Source organism: Cupriavidus sp. MP-37 (assembly GCF_020618415.1).
In the GTDB taxonomy this organism is placed as follows: domain Bacteria; phylum Pseudomonadota; class Gammaproteobacteria; order Burkholderiales; family Burkholderiaceae; genus Cupriavidus.
In genome coordinates this window covers 2867339-2882320 of the sequence record NZ_CP085344.1, presented here as the reverse complement: position 1 = coordinate 2882320, position 14982 = coordinate 2867339, and the positions used below count along the sequence as shown (strand labels likewise).

At 62.8% G+C, this 14982-nt stretch carries 10 protein-coding genes and 1 tRNA gene; 5 read left to right on the top strand and 6 right to left on the bottom strand.

What is annotated here, in order from left to right; translation table 11 throughout:
- Positions 1 to 213: 213 nt before the first annotated feature.
- Positions 214 to 1326 carry a CapA family protein gene (locus LIN44_RS13280; protein ID WP_227312465.1) on the bottom strand — a complete coding sequence of 371 codons (1113 nt, stop codon included), beginning with the start codon at positions 1324 to 1326 and terminating at the stop codon, positions 214 to 216.
- A 236-nt stretch (positions 1327 to 1562) separates the two neighbouring features.
- Between LIN44_RS13280 and LIN44_RS13275 the strand changes: the two genes are divergently transcribed.
- From LIN44_RS13275 to LIN44_RS13265, 3 genes are all read left to right on the top strand, one after another.
- Positions 1563 to 2951: an FAD-binding oxidoreductase gene (locus LIN44_RS13275; protein WP_227312464.1), complete on the top strand. Its 1389-nt coding sequence runs from the start codon at positions 1563 to 1565 to the stop codon at positions 2949 to 2951.
- A 137-nt stretch (positions 2952 to 3088) separates the two neighbouring features.
- Entirely contained in the window at positions 3089 to 4006 is a 918-nt protein-coding gene (ppk2, locus tag LIN44_RS13270) for a polyphosphate kinase 2 (RefSeq protein ID WP_227312463.1), read from the top strand.
- A 67-nt stretch (positions 4007 to 4073) separates the two neighbouring features.
- On the top strand, positions 4074 to 4331 hold the full coding sequence (locus LIN44_RS13265) for a hypothetical protein (RefSeq protein ID WP_227312462.1): 258 nt from the start codon (positions 4074 to 4076) through the stop codon (positions 4329 to 4331).
- A 187-nt stretch (positions 4332 to 4518) separates the two neighbouring features.
- Here LIN44_RS13265 and LIN44_RS13260 read toward each other — a convergent pair whose 3' ends face one another.
- On the bottom strand, positions 4519 to 8304 hold the full coding sequence (locus LIN44_RS13260) for an SIR2 family protein (RefSeq protein ID WP_227312461.1): 3786 nt from the start codon (positions 8302 to 8304) through the stop codon (positions 4519 to 4521).
- 323 nt (positions 8305 to 8627) lie between these two features.
- Between LIN44_RS13260 and LIN44_RS13255 the strand changes: the two genes are divergently transcribed.
- Both LIN44_RS13255 and LIN44_RS13250 read left to right on the top strand, forming a co-directional pair.
- Positions 8628 to 8843, top strand: a complete 216-nt coding sequence (locus LIN44_RS13255; RefSeq protein ID WP_227312460.1) for a hypothetical protein — start codon at positions 8628 to 8630, stop codon at positions 8841 to 8843.
- A 156-nt stretch (positions 8844 to 8999) separates the two neighbouring features.
- On the top strand, positions 9000 to 9986 hold the full coding sequence (locus tag LIN44_RS13250; RefSeq protein WP_227312459.1) for a hypothetical protein: 987 nt from the start codon (positions 9000 to 9002) through the stop codon (positions 9984 to 9986).
- A 42-nt stretch (positions 9987 to 10028) separates the two neighbouring features.
- Here LIN44_RS13250 and LIN44_RS13245 read toward each other — a convergent pair whose 3' ends face one another.
- From LIN44_RS13245 to pepN, 4 genes are all read right to left on the bottom strand, one after another.
- Positions 10029 to 10655 carry an integrase arm-type DNA-binding domain-containing protein gene (locus tag LIN44_RS13245; protein ID WP_227312458.1) on the bottom strand — a complete coding sequence of 209 codons (627 nt, stop codon included), beginning with the start codon at positions 10653 to 10655 and terminating at the stop codon, positions 10029 to 10031.
- A gap of 173 nt (positions 10656 to 10828) precedes the next feature.
- Positions 10829 to 10904: transfer RNA gene (locus LIN44_RS13240), tRNA-Thr, on the bottom strand.
- A gap of 145 nt (positions 10905 to 11049) precedes the next feature.
- Positions 11050 to 12066: a class 1 fructose-bisphosphatase gene (locus tag LIN44_RS13235; RefSeq protein WP_018006958.1), complete on the bottom strand. Its 1017-nt coding sequence runs from the start codon at positions 12064 to 12066 to the stop codon at positions 11050 to 11052.
- An 81-nt stretch (positions 12067 to 12147) separates the two neighbouring features.
- Complete coding sequence (pepN, locus tag LIN44_RS13230; RefSeq protein WP_227312457.1) at positions 12148 to 14859, bottom strand: aminopeptidase N; 2712 nt, start codon at positions 14857 to 14859, stop codon at positions 12148 to 12150.
- Positions 14860 to 14982: the final 123 nt, after the last annotated feature.

The following is a 14982-nucleotide window of genomic DNA, read 5'->3' as shown; positions in this document are numbered from 1 at the left end:
ACTATCCTGCAGGTATGTCCTGGGGTGCCGCAGGATGGGCGACCGAGCTAGCGTTGGGCAATGAATGCAGAAGCGGATCAGCACTCTGTGGAAGCGTTACACCGAACCGACACACGTGGCACTTGAATGAACGGGAAGGCCAGCCATCGCGCTGGCCTTTCTGTTTTCCTGCAGGCCGCTTTGGCAAGTATCGGGGCCTTCGCATGGAAGGGGCTATGCCGCCCACAGCCGCAGCTCGTGCAGGCCGCTGCGTGCCACGCGGGTGCCGAGCGCGCGTCCTTGTGCTTCGAACATGGCTTGTAGCCATGCCATGTCGACTTCGCGCGCATAGGCAAGCCGGAAGTGGCTGCGCCGCAAGGGCACCAGCCGCAGGTCAGCGCTGCCACCACCGTCGAAGCTGACGAAGGCCATCAGTGCCAGGTCAGGGCGGTAGCTGTCGTAGCCGCCGATGCCCTCGTAATCGTTGATGAAGTCGCCGCAGCCGTACAGGATCGGCTTGCCGGCATGCAGCTCGATGCCGAGCGGATGATGCGAGGAATGCCCGTGCACGATGTCGATGCCGTCGTGCTCCACCAGCGCGCGGGCGAAGGCGCGTTGCGCGGGATCGACGTGGTAGCCCCAGTTCGGGCCCCAGTGGATCGACAGCACCATCACATCGCCGGGACGCCGCAACTGGCGAGCCTGAGCGGCAATGCGTGCCTGCGATGCCGCGGACCAGTCGTCCAGCAGGTTCACGCCCGAGTGCCCCGCGCTGGCGCGCCACGCCGCCGGTGTGCCGGCGTTCGGCATGGCGCAGGCAAGAACCACCACGCGCCCGCCGCCAGGCCGCGCCAGCACCGCGGCGCTCGCGGCGCTGGCCTCATCAGGACCGGCGCCGGCGTGCGCGATCTGCGCGCCGTCGAGCGCGTCCAGCGTATCGGCCAGGCCCGCGCGGCCCCAGTCCAGCACATGGTTGTTGGCGAGCACCGCGCAGTCGATGCCGGCGGCCTGCAGGCAATCGACATTGCGCGGATGCATGCGGTAGTGCACGGCCTTGCCGGGCCAGGCATCGTCGCTGGCGGTGATGGCGGTTTCCAGGTTGACGATGCGCGGCCGCGCGGCGCGGCTTTCCATTTCCGCCAGTGCATCGCCCCACGGATATCCGGGCGCCACGGGGCGCGCGATCGGGCCGGCCCTGCGTTCCGCCAGGCGCACGTAGTCGAGCGCGGAATGCACGTACGACTCATGCAGCAGCGGCTGGCTGGGATGCCCCAGGATCTGGTCGATGCCGCGACCGGTCATCACATCGCCGCACAGGAACAGGGGAGGTTGGCTGGCTGGATCCATGGCGCAGGCGGGACGGCGCGCGGGCACCGTGCCGGCCGTGCCTTCATGATAGGGCGCATGGCGCGGCCCACGACCGGCTTGCGCCATGGACATGCGGTATGCGCCGGGCCCAGCGCCCCATTTACATTCCCGCGGTGCCTGCCTTAAATGATGAAGTCATCGGTCCTCGTGGCCATTTTTTTGATCCTGACGCCGCGTGCCGTCCGATGTTTCCAACCAGCATCGGGAGGCAGATCATGGCCCAGCCATCGCAGGAACATATTGAGGCACTCAAGGCGCAACTGCGCGGACGCTTGCTGCAACCGGGCGACGGCGGCTACGACGACGCACGGCGGATCTGGAACGCGATGATCGATCGCCACCCGCAATGGATCGTGCAGGCGGCGGGCGCTGCCGATGTCGCGGCGGCAGTGCACTTCGCGCGCGAGCACGGCGTGCTGCTGTCGATACGCGGTGGCGGCCACAACATCGGCGGACTGGCGATCTGCGAGGGCGGCATGGTGCTCGACCTGTCGCTGATGCGCTCGGTGCGGGTCGATCCGCACGCGCAGCGAGCCTGGGTCGAACCCGGGGCGACGCTGCGCGACTTCGACCATGAAGCGCAGGCGCAAGGCCTGGCCACGCCGCTCGGCATCAACTCCACCACCGGCGTCGCCGGGCTGACGCTGGGCGGCGGTTTCGGCTGGCTCAGCCGCAAGTTCGGCACCACCGTCGACAATCTGGTGTCGGCGCAGGTGGTTACCGCCGACGGCAAGCTGGTGCGCGCCAGCAGCGACGAGAACGCCGACCTGTTCTGGGCGCTGCGCGGCGGCGGCGGCAACTTCGGCGTGGTGACGATGTTCGAGTTCCGGCTGCATCCGGTCGGCCCGCAGGTCTACGGCGGGCTGATCGTCTATCCGCTGGAACAGGCCGCCAGCGTGCTGCCGGCCTATCGCGAGCTGTATGAATCGATGCCCGACGAGCTGACCGTGTGGGTGGTGCTGCGCCAGGCGCCGCCGCTGCCGTTCCTGCCGCCCGAGGCGCACGGCAAGCCGGTAGCGGCGCTGGCGATCTGCTATATCGGCCCGCCGGAAAAAGGGCCGGAACTGGTCGAGCCCTTGCGCAGGCTTGGCACGCCCTATGGCGAGCACATCGGCCCGATGCCGCTGGCCGCGTGGCAGCAGGCCTTCGATCCGCTGCTGACGCCAGGCGCGCGCAATTACTGGAAGTCGCACAACTTCGCGGGCCTGGACGACGGGCTGATCGCGATGCTGATCGAGCAGATCGGCAAGCTGCCGTCGCCGCAATGCGAAGTCTTTATCGGCGCCATGGGCGGGCAGACCAACCGCGTCGCGCCCGACGCCACCGCCTACGCCAATCGCGACGCCAAGTTCATCATGAACCTGCATGGACGCTGGGACAGCCCCGCCGACGACGACCGGTGCATCGGCTGGGCGCGCGAGGTGTTCCGCGCCGCAGCGCCCTACGCGCTGGGCAGCGTCTACGTCAACTTCCTGACGCAGGAGGAGACCGACCGCGTCGGCGCGGCCTATGGGCCGAACTACGAGCGGCTGGTGGCAGTGAAGCGGCGCTACGATCCGGACAACCTGTTCCGCCATAACCACAACATCAACCCCGCGGCGTAACCCGCGCAAGCGGCGTATTCTGGATCCACACGCCACCAGCGGGGCCGGCACGCAGCCGGCCCCGCCTTCACGCGGCTGCAATACAGGCATGCCAGCATCGCCGCGACCGCGTTGTATCCACAGGGAGAGCAGATCAGATGAGACCGGGCGAAGCAGAGCTGGTGCGGCGCATCCACAACGAGGTGGCCGACTACTACGACGAAGAGATCGAACTGGAACTGGACGACCGCGAGGCCAGCGAAGCCTTCGGCGATCCTGTGCAGCTCGACGACCAGGCCGAGCAGGATAGCCGCCGGCGCTATTTCCGCGAGCTGTTCCGGCTGCAGGGCGAACTGGTGCGGCTGCAGAGCTGGGTCGCCGCCACCGGGCACAAGGTCGTGATCCTGTTCGAGGGACGCGACGCCGCTGGCAAGGGCGGCGTGATCAAGCGCATCACCCAGCGGCTGAACCCGCGCGTCTGCCGCGTCGCCGCGCTGCCCGCGCCCAACGACCGCGAACGCACCCAGTGGTATTTCCAGCGCTACGTTGCGCACCTGCCCGCCGCCGGCGAGATCGTGCTGTTCGACCGCAGCTGGTACAACCGCGCCGGCGTCGAGCGCGTGATGGGCTTCTGTACCGACGACCAGTACGAGGAGTTCTTCCGCTCCGTGCCCGAGTTCGAAAAAATGCTGGTGCGCTCCGGCATCCAGGTAATCAAGTACTGGTTCTCGATCACGCACGACGAGCAGCGCCTGCGCTTCCTCAGCCGCATCCATGATCCGCTCAAGCAATGGAAGCTCAGCCCGATGGACCTGGAATCGCAGCGCCGCTGGGAGGACTACACCCGCGCCAAGGAAATCATGCTCGAGCGCACCCACATCGCCGAGGCGCCGTGGTGGGTAGTGCAGGCCGACGACAAGAAGCGCGCGCGCCTGAACTGCATCCATCACTTGCTGAGCCTGGTGCCGTATGCCGAAGTGGAGACCCCCACGGTGGTGCTGCCCGGGCGCGAGCGCCATGAGGACTATGTGCGCCAGCCGGTGCCGAAGGAAATGATCGTGCCGGAGGTGTACTGAGCGGTGCCGGGTGCCTAGGGTATCCACGGGGTGCGTCATCGACCCCATGCCGGAGCGGCTACCTATAATGAAAACGGCCACCCCGACATCCGCGGCGGCCGTGATCGTGGAACTGCTAGCTTTCTGGGCGGCCATGCTTGCCGCCTATCTCCTGATGAAGCGTGCCGGCTGCTTCAGCCAGCCGGTGCTCTATCCCGATCTGGATCACCCCTTCCGCTACTGGTGGGCGCAACGGCTGGGGCGCCAGCCGGTGCCGTTGCCGCTGCCCCCCTGTACACCGCCGTCATCGCAAGACCGCAGGCAACAAAAAACCCGGAGAGCGTGACGCTTTCCGGGTTTGCGCGGGCTGGGCCCTGAATTCTGCTGCCAAATTCTGGTGGAAGAGAGGAATCGAAAAATCCGTCTAAGCCCGCTTGCTGCAATGGATGTCGGCGCTTATTGCGCACTTCTTACCCTGTTGCATACCCCAAAAAGCTGAGTGTATTCCAAAGGCGCAAGCACGTTGCCGCATGTTACCGCCTTAGTTCCCGGCGACGCAGGTCGGCTAGTCGTGGGTCATCGCGAACCGCTGCGTGCTCGCCCAATAGCTTCAAGACATTCCCGGCCTTGTATGGCCAAGAGGCAGCGTCCGCGCTCAGGATGGCACAAAGCAAATCCAATAGCGCGTCGGGATGCTCCGCCACTATGCATGGGTCCAAGTCGGCATAGGAAATGCGAAGTGACTCTCCGTTCACTGGGACGAGCCTTGGTAATATCACTTTCACGATGTCCGAAAAGAGCTGAGGAACCTCGAACGCTAGGTCCGCAAGCCGCGCGGACATTTCGGGATTGCGTAGTGATCGTTGACGCGGCCAGACCTCAGTGAGGAATGAGATCAGGCGTTCCCTGAGATGAGATTCAGCCGGGCTAACCCAGCGTCGGAGTTGTTGTAGGACTGAAGCGCAGAAGTCATTCCCAGCATGGATGAGAAGTTCGCGAAGCTCGACGTCTGGCAAGAACGGTCCTAACTCAGAGGCGTATAGATCGTTTGCCCAAACGATGAGGTGCATACCTCCGAGGACGCGCGCGTGCTCACGCCGCAACGTGTCCCGGCAACAAAGATCGATGAGCATAGGCTTGAGGAGAGGATATAGCGCCGGCTGGGGCGTCTGGGCCGCCCATAAATAGCCAGCCCAGAATGCGCTTGTGTCATCGACTGCGCTCTTCGCCATCGGTAGCAGTGTCTCGGCCGTCCAGGTCGCATCAATGCGGAAAAGCCAATTGAAATTTGATGCGATTATCACGAGGGCGTGCTGCTTCGGATCATCGGCTAATCCGATCAGTTGGGTAAGACGGCATTTGAAAGACTCAGGCAAGCCAGTGTCGGGCGTAAGCTCACTGACATGAGGGCTTCTAAACAATGCGTCGGCCATATACCCGCCCGGGCGGTTCAAGCTCTCATCGACCCATCTGCGGGTTCCGGCTGCGGTCCCTTTTTTTGTACCATCGCCTTCTCTTAGTGCTTCAATTATTGCGCTCCAAACTACCTCGAAAATTTGTGGCCGTTCGGAAAGAAGTCGCTCGCTATAGGTGCGGAGCCAGTTCGACGCAGGATAGATGATCTCCCTCATTTGGATGGGCGAAAGGCGCGCTAGACGCCCTCCAATAACACAAAGCATGCGTGGTGACGTTGCCGCCCCGCCTTCGGAAGAGAGTAGCGCCCTCCATGCCCACGGAAAAAACTTCCCCCTGCGCCCTGAGGCGGTCAGCGCGCTAAGCGCTCGCGTAGGCCTCTTCTTAACGAGACCACGGAATGGCTGTCTTAAGACTCGCGAATCGTATTGGCTCTCGCCAATGGCCTCCGCGCTCTCAAGGATTTCGCCAAGCGGCAGATGCTCCAGGCTGCTAGCGTTAGTGTCAGTCTGAATAGAGGACACTTTAGGAACGTTAGGCTGTGCGGTGTGGTCGCTTGCTTCCTCTGTCCAATCCGGCGCTTGAGCACGTAGCGAAGCAAATACTGAGTCATAGTTGAATGTGAATTTGATCCCTTGCTTCCAGAACCAATGTAGGCGGCAGAGGCGGCAGTACGCAATCAGTGCTTCCCGATCTTCCCGCTGCTCACCCCATGGGAAGCGTGCCTCCAGCAGGCGCTTCTCCACTTCGGCGACACAGTGGGGTGGCAGCTCGGCCCAGCGGTCACGCAATGCAAAGAGCAGGTCTCGCTCTTGCCGATCACTCCAGAACGTCTCGCCGTCAAGCGCTTGAAAAATCTGACATGCTTCTTCTGCCGTCGACATATCGATTCGTCCCGCGGCCCATATGCGCATGCGGATGGAAACCGAATCGCTTCGGGGCCATTGAGCAATTTCAATACGGGCGGCTTGCCTGTCTACAACTGCAAGCCGAGTCACCATATTTGTATATATGACCAGATGGCCGGTCAAACCATAGCTGTCCTCATCCGGAGGCTCTCCATCCTCGCCTTGGAGTGTGTCAAAGTAAATGTCATCACTCCCAACGATCTCCTGTTCCAGTTCAATGGCGTGCTCTATCTGTTGCCGAAGCAGGGCCGCCGCCTGTGCGAGCATGTCGGGCGGAATCTCTATTGCCTCATGTGGTCGCGGATATTCGACATGGGCATAAAGGATGTCTTTTACCGCTAGATGGGGACTAGCCAGTGGCGCCTTTGCTCCGAAGGCCCGCCTCACTTCCAAGATGGGCCGATAGAGGGCTATTGCCTCGCGCACCAGAGCAGGTGTCCAACCATAGAGGCGCCCTTTTTCCTCAATCAGGTACTTCTCATGGCTCGGCTTAGCGGGCTCCTGCTGCCAGGCTTGCAGCAGAACCCGCCAGCCATCACGTACGGCTGGCGGAAATCGTTCCTTCTCTCGGCGTAGGGAACTTTCGATGAGTTGTTGCACGTCGCGGTGCAGGGGGGCTTGGTCGGCGGCCCACCATAGCGCGGCAGGTTGATGCACAATTCTTGCTAGCCAACATCCAAGGTTCCAAATGCGGGGCGGTAATGCCGGAATTCCCGCACCGCTTCGGAATTGAGCGGTGGCCTGAACTGGGAGCCGTTCACGATCCGTGGCTGTTGCTACCAGGGCATCCCATGCATCCGCTGGCACTTGTCGCTTTTCGAAGGTGTTTTCGGGATTGACGGGGAGAGTATCGCTGTCCAGGCCAAACGCATCGAACGGATCAAAGCGAACGCTCATTTCGTCGTAGGGGTCGGCTTTTTCTGGACGCCCGTACCTCGCTTGCCGATCGAGGACAAACAACCACTCCGCAGGTAGCAAGGTAGCGGATGTGGCTAGGAGCTTTGTACCTTCGTGTGTCGAAGCGAGATGCTTGATCATTCCGCGTTGATGCGGCGCCAGCATCGCTGGTCCAACTACGGCTTTTTCAAGTAGCCGATCATGCCAACCGTCCACATCGCGCGCTCGCTCCGCCCACGCTGCCAATGTTTCCCAGAGTGTGGAGTGCCGTCGATCGGCATTGTTGTAAGAAATGGGCTCTACACCCTTATGCGCCCATTGTGCTGCCGCCTCCCTAATGTCTCCAGATTGGAATGCATACAAGGCGTGCGCTGGCGGCGCGAAGCGGTTTAATGCTTCAAGGAGATACCTGACCGGTGGGTCGTCAGCGGAATAGCCGACGAACACAATTCGGAATCGTTGTAACAGGGCTTGGATATAGCGTGTGGCCCAGCCATCCGAAAGATAGGCATGGCCGAAGTCGGCGCTCGAAAGGACAAATTCATCATCACAAGCTCTGTGATATTTTTCGTCAACACGCCCATGCAAATGAATGATGCCCCGGAAGTCATTGTCTCTGTTAGGGTCCGGTAAATGAGGCGGATTGAAGGAACTCAATCCCGGCTCGCATTCCTCGAAGAGTCGGTCGAAATTGGTTGTGACAAGCCGGTGTGCACCTCCACGGGATCTGGAGAGATCGAGCAGGATCCTATGCGCACCAAGGCCATAACCCGGCTTGGGCTGTATAGCCGTTGCAACAGCCTCCCGAACCTCAGTTGCCTCAAACTCGCGCTCGAGCAAGCCGAAGATTCGGTCTGTCGCAACCATCCCGGTAAGACCGCTTTCCTTCTCAAACCGGCGTGTGTCATTGAATAGCCGACGTGCTGGACTATCCATTGATGAGCCTAGTAGTGCTAGCACTCGTTCCGCTAGCGTGGTGAAGTCGGGCAATCGTGCTTCCCCCATCGACACACCCGCACCGCAAAAGAACAGTACCTGACCAGCGTCGCGCGCGGTGAGGAGATCGTCAGGTATAGCTGGGCCATCCGAGATGAAGCGCATATGCGTCTTTTCCAATTAGTCAAAGCTCGGCTCTACTAGAGACCTATGGCGGGGCTATTGCCCCCTGGGCAATAGCGACAAATCTGAATCTTACTATCCGCGACGACTAGGCCGACCGGCGATCAAAGAGCCAGCGGGTCACCGACAAATAAGAGCCCAGGGCTGGGGAGTTCGGCACTTGAGTTGGTGCGGATGCCCTCCGATGCCATCTAGGAGGGACACGGGCAAAAATTGCCCTGGCACCGTGGCAAGGCCTCACCAATCGCCCGCGGGCCCTGATAAATCAACGGATCGCTTGCCATCGGAATACCACGAAATTACGCGTGGCGGCCTTCCAATTCCGTGGCTCAAAAAATAGGCAGCGCCCTGAAGCCGTGGCAGCTTGCCGTTTGCTATTTTCTCCGTCTTCTTTCTCTTTCTCTTTGATTTTAAAAGGAAAAAAGGAAAAGAAAGGGGCGGGTCGCCAAAATGGCGGTGTGGCAAAAGAAAAGCAAATCGTGGCAAAAACGACCGAAACTGTGGTGTCAATTTCCTTATAAATCATAGGGTTAGCGAACAAACTACACTGACCCACAAGTTTTTTCGGATTCCGCACCACCCGATGGCACTGGTAAAGTTGCTTGATCCGCCGCCCTGGCGGTGGGGAAGATTCCGACGAGTGACTGGCAACTAGAACAGCGAAACGCTGGATTCCAATGAGCGAAGAAGCCGCAACCGACAAGCCACAAGGGGACTGTGTCCTGCCACCTGACCATCCGCTGCCTGCGGATCAACTGGGACGGTACAGCCCTGAACGCGACTACTACGCAGAAAAGGACATTGCCGACTATGTAGAGAGCCAAGCGCGCGAAGAGGCAGTACAGAATGTAGAGCGCGTGAAGACCGAGTACGTCATGGGCCAGCCTTACGAGATCTGGGATGTGTCGACGGACAAAGACCGTTGGTGGGTAATCACTAACCCGACAAATCTATATTCGCAACGCCACTTCCCGAGCTTGGACTACACGCTGTCGTTTCACGTTGGCCTCATGATGCGCGTAGCAAGTCATTCGGAACGCGCTGGGGAGCCGGAGCCTACCCCCTTCGATGAAGTGTTTCGGCGTCAGAATCAAGCCACAGATTTGTTGGAACGGGCGGTGGAAGCGGTTGACCTACAGGCGGTCGGCATGCAGCTACGTGAATGCCTCATTTCGCTTGTTGCCGCCGTTCGGCGCCGTGTCGATGTGCCTGTGGATGGGGATAGGCCCAAAGACGCCGACGTCGTGGCATGGAATAGGTTACTGACTGGACACCTATGCCCAGGCGAAAGAAACGATGAACTGCGCAACTATTTGAGGGCGGCAACCGATAAGGCATGGCCACTCGTGAACTGGCTGACGCATCATCGCAACGCGAGCAAGACTGCGGCGCTGATCGCCGTTGATGCTGTTGACGCCATCGTGAAGCATTACGCCCGTTTGCTAAGTCGGGAACGCACGGATCGTGTCGAGCAGTGCCCACGTTGCAAGTCACGCAACGTGCGTACCTTTTTTGATATCGAGATTCAGCCTGATGGGGCCTACTTCGAGGCTTGCCGCGAATGTGGGTGGGACAGTCATCCGGGATACCAGGACGATGGTGAACAACCTTTGGACGGTATGGCTGAAAAGGATAGGCCCGCGCAGAGCGGGCCTAGCAGTTAAGGCAGAAGGCACCACTATGGCGGCATTCGGCCATCTTCGAGCTCAGGTATGGCCTGGAGGCCAAGCCGCTCCAGGCGCGGCACGGTCTCGATCGGAGGCGCCGATTGCGCAGGCGTGCCGGCATATGCCGCCACAAGCCTCCAGAGCCTTCATGGCAATCTGATGGGCTCCGCGTTGTTCGATCCGTCTCAGCACCGCGAGGACCGTGGGGCCGTTCAGGCTGCCAATGGGGCGCTTGCCAATCTGCGGAAAGATGTCGTTGTTGAGGATTGCCGTGACGCGCTTGTCATGGCTGGAGCTCCATCCCTTGCGTTTGATGGCAAGCCATTCGTTTGCGATGGCCTCGAAGGTATTTGCAGCTGCGGCAGCGGCGGTTTGCCGGTCTATGTCGCGCTGAAGGGCGGGATCGATGTTGTCGGCCAGCAGTCGCTTTGCTTCGGCACGTCGGTCCCTGGCCGCGGCCAAGCTGATCTGCGGATAGTCGCCAAACGTGAGCAGGTTCTCCGACTTCGTGCCCGGCCGCTGATACTTCATCCGCCATTTCCTGGCGCCACTGGGTAGCACCTCCAGATAGAGGCCTCCGCCATCGCGGAGCCGGTTGCCGCCGTCGGCGCTGTACTTGGCCTGGCGGCATTGGGCATCAGTCAGGGGAAGGATTCGTTTGGGCATCTGATACCCCGAAAAGTCCATACCCCCAAAAATATACCTCATACCCCGAAGGCTACCCCGAAAAAGTGCTGTAGTAGTTGGGCAACCTTGGGCAACGTTGGGCAACAAAAAACCCGCAGAGCGTTACGCTGTGCGGGTTTCTGGGCAATGCTGGTCAAACTTTGGAATTCTTGTGGTGCCGAAGAGAGGAATCGAACCCCCGACCTTCTCATTACGAATGAGCTGCTCTACCGACTGAGCTACTTCGGCAACATGTTCCGGCGATCTGGAACAGCCCGCAATAGTAGCAGCGTTTTCCGGCCTTGTGAAGCCCTTTTGTGTCGCCGACCCCATCCGGCGCCGGCATGGAAAACGGGGCGCGGCGCGCCCCGTGTCTCGCCGGCGGGGCCTGAAATCAGGCCTTGGCTTGCGCTTCCTGGTGGTAGCGCGTGACGCGCTCCACCTCGTTCTTCGAGCCCAGGATCACCGAGACGCGCTGGTGCAGCTTGGTGGGCTGCACGTCGAGGATGCGCTGCTCGCCGTTGGTGGCGGCGCCGCCGGCCTGCTCGACCAGCATCGCCATCGGGTTCGCTTCGTACATCAGGCGCAGCTTGCCGGGCTTTTCCGGCTCGCGCTTGTCCCACGGGTACATGAAGATGCCGCCGCGGGTCAGGATGCGGTGCACGTCGGCGACCATCGAGGCGACCCAGCGCATGTTGAAGTTCTTGCCGCGCGGGCCTTCGTCGCCGGCCAGGCACTCGTCGATGTACTTGCGCACCGGTGGGGCCCAGTGGCGCATGTTCGACATGTTGATGGCGAATTCCTTGGTGTCTTCCGGAATCGTGACGTTGGACTGGGTCAGCACGAAGCTGCCCGCTTCGCGGTCGAGCGTGAACATGTGCACACCGTTGCCGACCGTCAGCACCAGCGTGGTCTGCGGGCCGTACACGGCGTAGCCGGCGGCGACCTGGTGCGTGCCGGGCTGCAGGAAGTCGGCCTCGGTCACGGTCTGGCCGGGCTTGGGCATGTGCAGCACCGAGAAGATGGTGCCGATCGAGACGTTGACGTCAATGTTCGACGAGCCGTCGAGCGGGTCGAACATCAGCAGGTATTCGCCCTTCGGGTAGCGGTTGGGAATCTCGTAGAACGATTCCATTTCTTCCGACGCCATCGCGGCCAGGTGGCCGCCCCATTCGTTGGCGTCGAGCAGCACTTCGTTGGCGATCACGTCCAGCTTCTGCTGGGTTTCGCCCTGGACGTTGCCGGTGCCGGCCGAGCCCAGCACGCCGGCGAGGGCGCCCTTGCTGACGGCGTTGGAAATGGCCTTGCAGGCACGCGCGACCACTTCGATCAGCAGCCGGAGTTCGGGCTGGATGGTGTTGTGCTTGCGCTGCTCCTCGACCAGGTAGCGGGTCAGGCTGATGCGAGTCATGGTTGGTTCTCCTTGGATGGCCGCAATTCTACATGCCCGGCCATGCCGGGGCCGGGCATCGGGGGCGTCGGCCGGTCGCGCTCAGCCGGCCAGCGCCTTGCCGACGATCTCGCGCACGTCGCGCGACAGCGTGCTGCAGGCGGCGACGCGTTCCAGCTCGGCGCGCATGCGGTCGCGCAACGCCAGTTCGTACTTTTGCCAGCGGTCCATCACCCGCGCCAGGCGCGCCGCCACCTGCGGGTTGATGGCGTCCAGCGCCAGCACCTGGTCGGCCCAGAAGCGGTAGCCCGAGCCGTCCTCGGCGTGGAACTGCGCCGGGTTGCCGGAGCAGAAGCTGAAGATCAGCGAGCGCGCGCGGTTGGGGTTGCGCAGGTTGAAGGCGGGATGCTCCATCAGCGCGCGCACGGTATCGATGGTGCGCTTGCCGGCGTGCGGGCCGCCCGGCTGCGGGCCGACGCTGCCGCGCTGCATGCCTTGCAGCGAGAACCACTTGTCGATCACCAGCGCGTCGTCTTCGAAGCGTTGGTAGAAGTCCGCCAGCGCGTGCTCGCGGCCGGGGGCGAAGCTGTTGACCAGTGCCGACAGCGCGGCGAAGCGGTCGGTCATGTTGTCGGCGTCCTGGTATTGCTGGTCGGCCAGCGCCTGCATCGCGGCGTCGCCGCTGTCGGCCAGGTAGCCGAGCGCGAGGTTGCGCAGCGCGCGCTTCGCCGCCGAGGCGGCATCGGGCGAATACGGGCCCGGCGTGGCATTGGTTTCATAGGCGGCGAGCCAGTCGGCCTGCAGCGCGCGCGCCAGGCCTTCGCGCATGAACTGGCGGGCGCGGTGGATGGCGGCGGGATCGGCCACGCCCATGCGCTCGGCCAGGTAGGCCTCTGCGGGCAGCACCAGCGCCTGCTCGCGGAAGGCGGGGTTGAGCGTGTCGTCGGTCAGCACCGCGCGCATGGCGCGCACCAGCGCGGCATCGAGCTTGAGCTCGCGCCCGGCCTGCACGTCGGCCACCAGCTGCAGCAGCGCGCGCGTGGCCAGGCGCTGGCCGGCTTCCCAGCGGTTGAAGGCGTCGCTGTCGTGCGACAGCTGGAAGGTCAGCTGCGCGTCGGTGTACTCGGCATCGACGATCACCGGCGCGGAGAAGTTGCGCAGCAGCGAGGGCAACGGCGCCTCGGTGCCGCGCGGCAAATTGATGAAGCGGAAGCTCTGCTCGGCCTGCGTGAAGTCGAGCACGCGCGTGGTGCCGGCGGGCGCGCTTTCGCCCTCGAGCTGCAGCGGCAGGTCGTTGCCGTCGGCGCCCAGCAGGCCGAGCGCGAACGGGATATGGAAGGGCTGCTTGTCGGGCGTGCCGGCGCGGGTTTCGATGCCGACCTTGGGGCAGCGCTGCGACAGCGTCAGCGTCAGGCTGCCATCGTCGCCGTTCCACGCGGTGCGCGCGGTCACTACCGGCGTGCCGGCCTGGCTGTACCACAGGCCGAACTGGGTCAGGTCGCGGCCGTTGGCATCGGCCATGGCGGCGCGGAAGTCGTCGCAGGTCACGGCCTGGCCGTCATGGCGCTGGAAGTACAGGTCCATGCCCTTGCGGAAGCCTTCGCGGCCGAGCAGGGTCTGGTACATGCGCACGACCTCGGCGCCTTTCTCGTAGACGGTGACGGTGTAGAAGTTGTTGATCTCTTCATAGCTGTCGGGCCGCACCGGATGCGCCATCGGGCCGGCGTCCTCGGGGAACTGCACCTGGCGCAGCACGCGCACGTCTTCGATGCGCTTGACCGCGCGGCCCGATTCCGAGCCCATCATGTCGGCCGAGAACTCCTGGTCGCGGAATACCGTCAGGCCTTCCTTCAGCGACAGCTGGAACCAGTCGCGGCAGGTCACGCGGTTGCCGGTCCAGTTGTGGAAGTACTCGTGGCCGACCACCGCCTCGATATTGGCGAAGTCGGTATCGGTCGCGGTCTGCGCGTTGGCCAGCACATACTTGGTGTTGAAGATGTTCAGGCCCTTGTTTTCCATCGCGCCCATGTTGAAGTCGCCCACGGCGACGATCATGAAGCGCTCGAGGTCCAGCTCCAGCCCGAAGCGGCGCTCGTCCCAGCGGATCGAATGGATCAGCGAATCCATTGCGTGGCGGGTCTTGTCGAGGTCGCGCGGCTCGACCCACACCTGCAGCAGCTTTTCCTTGCCGGAGGCCGACCGGATCCGTTCCTCGATGCATTCCAGCTTGCCCGCGACCAGCGCGAACAGGTAGGACGGCTTGGGGAACGGGTCTTCCCACACGGCTTCGTGGCGGCCGTCGGGCAGTTCGCGCTGGCTCACCAGGTTGCCGTTGGACAGCAGCACCGGATAGGCGGCGCGGTCGGCGCGCAGCGTGACGCGGTAGGTCGCCATCACGTCGGGGCGGTCGAGGAAATAGGTGATGCGGCGGAAGCCCTCGGCCTCGCACTGGGTGAAGAAATTGCCGTTGGACACATAAAGGCCCGACAGCGAGGTGTTGGCCGCCGGCTGGCACGCGGTGGTGATTTCGAGCGTGCCCTGCGCCGGCAGGCCCGGCAGCGTCAGCGTGCCGCCGTCCTGGGTGGCGTTGGCCACGGGCTTGCCGTCCAGGCTGACGCCGATCAGTTCGAGTTCTTCGCCGGCCAGCACCAGCGGCGCGTCGGGGGCGCCGGCCGTGCGCGCGAAGCGCAGCGTGCTGGTGACCACGGTGCGCCGGGGATCGAGTTCCAGCACCAGCGCGGCATGGTCGATGGCGAACGGGGGCGGGGTATAGTCCTTGCGATAGACGGTAACGGGCGTGTCGGTGCGCAGCATGGAGGGATCCTGTCTTCGGAAGACCGTTGGCAAAAGGGGCGGCCAGCTGCTTGCAAGCAAGGCATGGCGCTGAAGTCCTCATTGTAGCCAAGGGGTCGGGGCGCGGTCTGGCGGGCGCCGCAC

Bases quoted from the DNA above. Each gene is read 5' to 3' on its own strand.
- LIN44_RS13280 (WP_227312465.1), bottom strand. From the start codon at position 1,326: ATGGATCCAGCCAGCCAACCTCCCCTGTTCCTGTGCGGCGATGTGATG.
- LIN44_RS13275 (WP_227312464.1), top strand. From the start codon at position 1,563: ATGGCCCAGCCATCGCAGGAACATATTGAGGCACTCAAGGCGCAACTG.
- ppk2 (WP_227312463.1), top strand. From the start codon at position 3,089: ATGAGACCGGGCGAAGCAGAGCTGGTGCGGCGCATCCACAACGAGGTG.
- LIN44_RS13265 (WP_227312462.1), top strand. From the start codon at position 4,074: ATGAAAACGGCCACCCCGACATCCGCGGCGGCCGTGATCGTGGAACTG.
- LIN44_RS13260 (WP_227312461.1), bottom strand. From the start codon at position 8,304: ATGCGCTTCATCTCGGATGGCCCAGCTATACCTGACGATCTCCTCACC.
- LIN44_RS13250 (WP_227312459.1), top strand. From the start codon at position 9,000: ATGAGCGAAGAAGCCGCAACCGACAAGCCACAAGGGGACTGTGTCCTG.
- LIN44_RS13245 (WP_227312458.1), bottom strand. From the start codon at position 10,655: ATGCCCAAACGAATCCTTCCCCTGACTGATGCCCAATGCCGCCAGGCC.
- LIN44_RS13235 (WP_018006958.1), bottom strand. From the start codon at position 12,066: ATGACTCGCATCAGCCTGACCCGCTACCTGGTCGAGGAGCAGCGCAAG.
- pepN (WP_227312457.1), bottom strand. From the start codon at position 14,859: ATGCTGCGCACCGACACGCCCGTTACCGTCTATCGCAAGGACTATACC.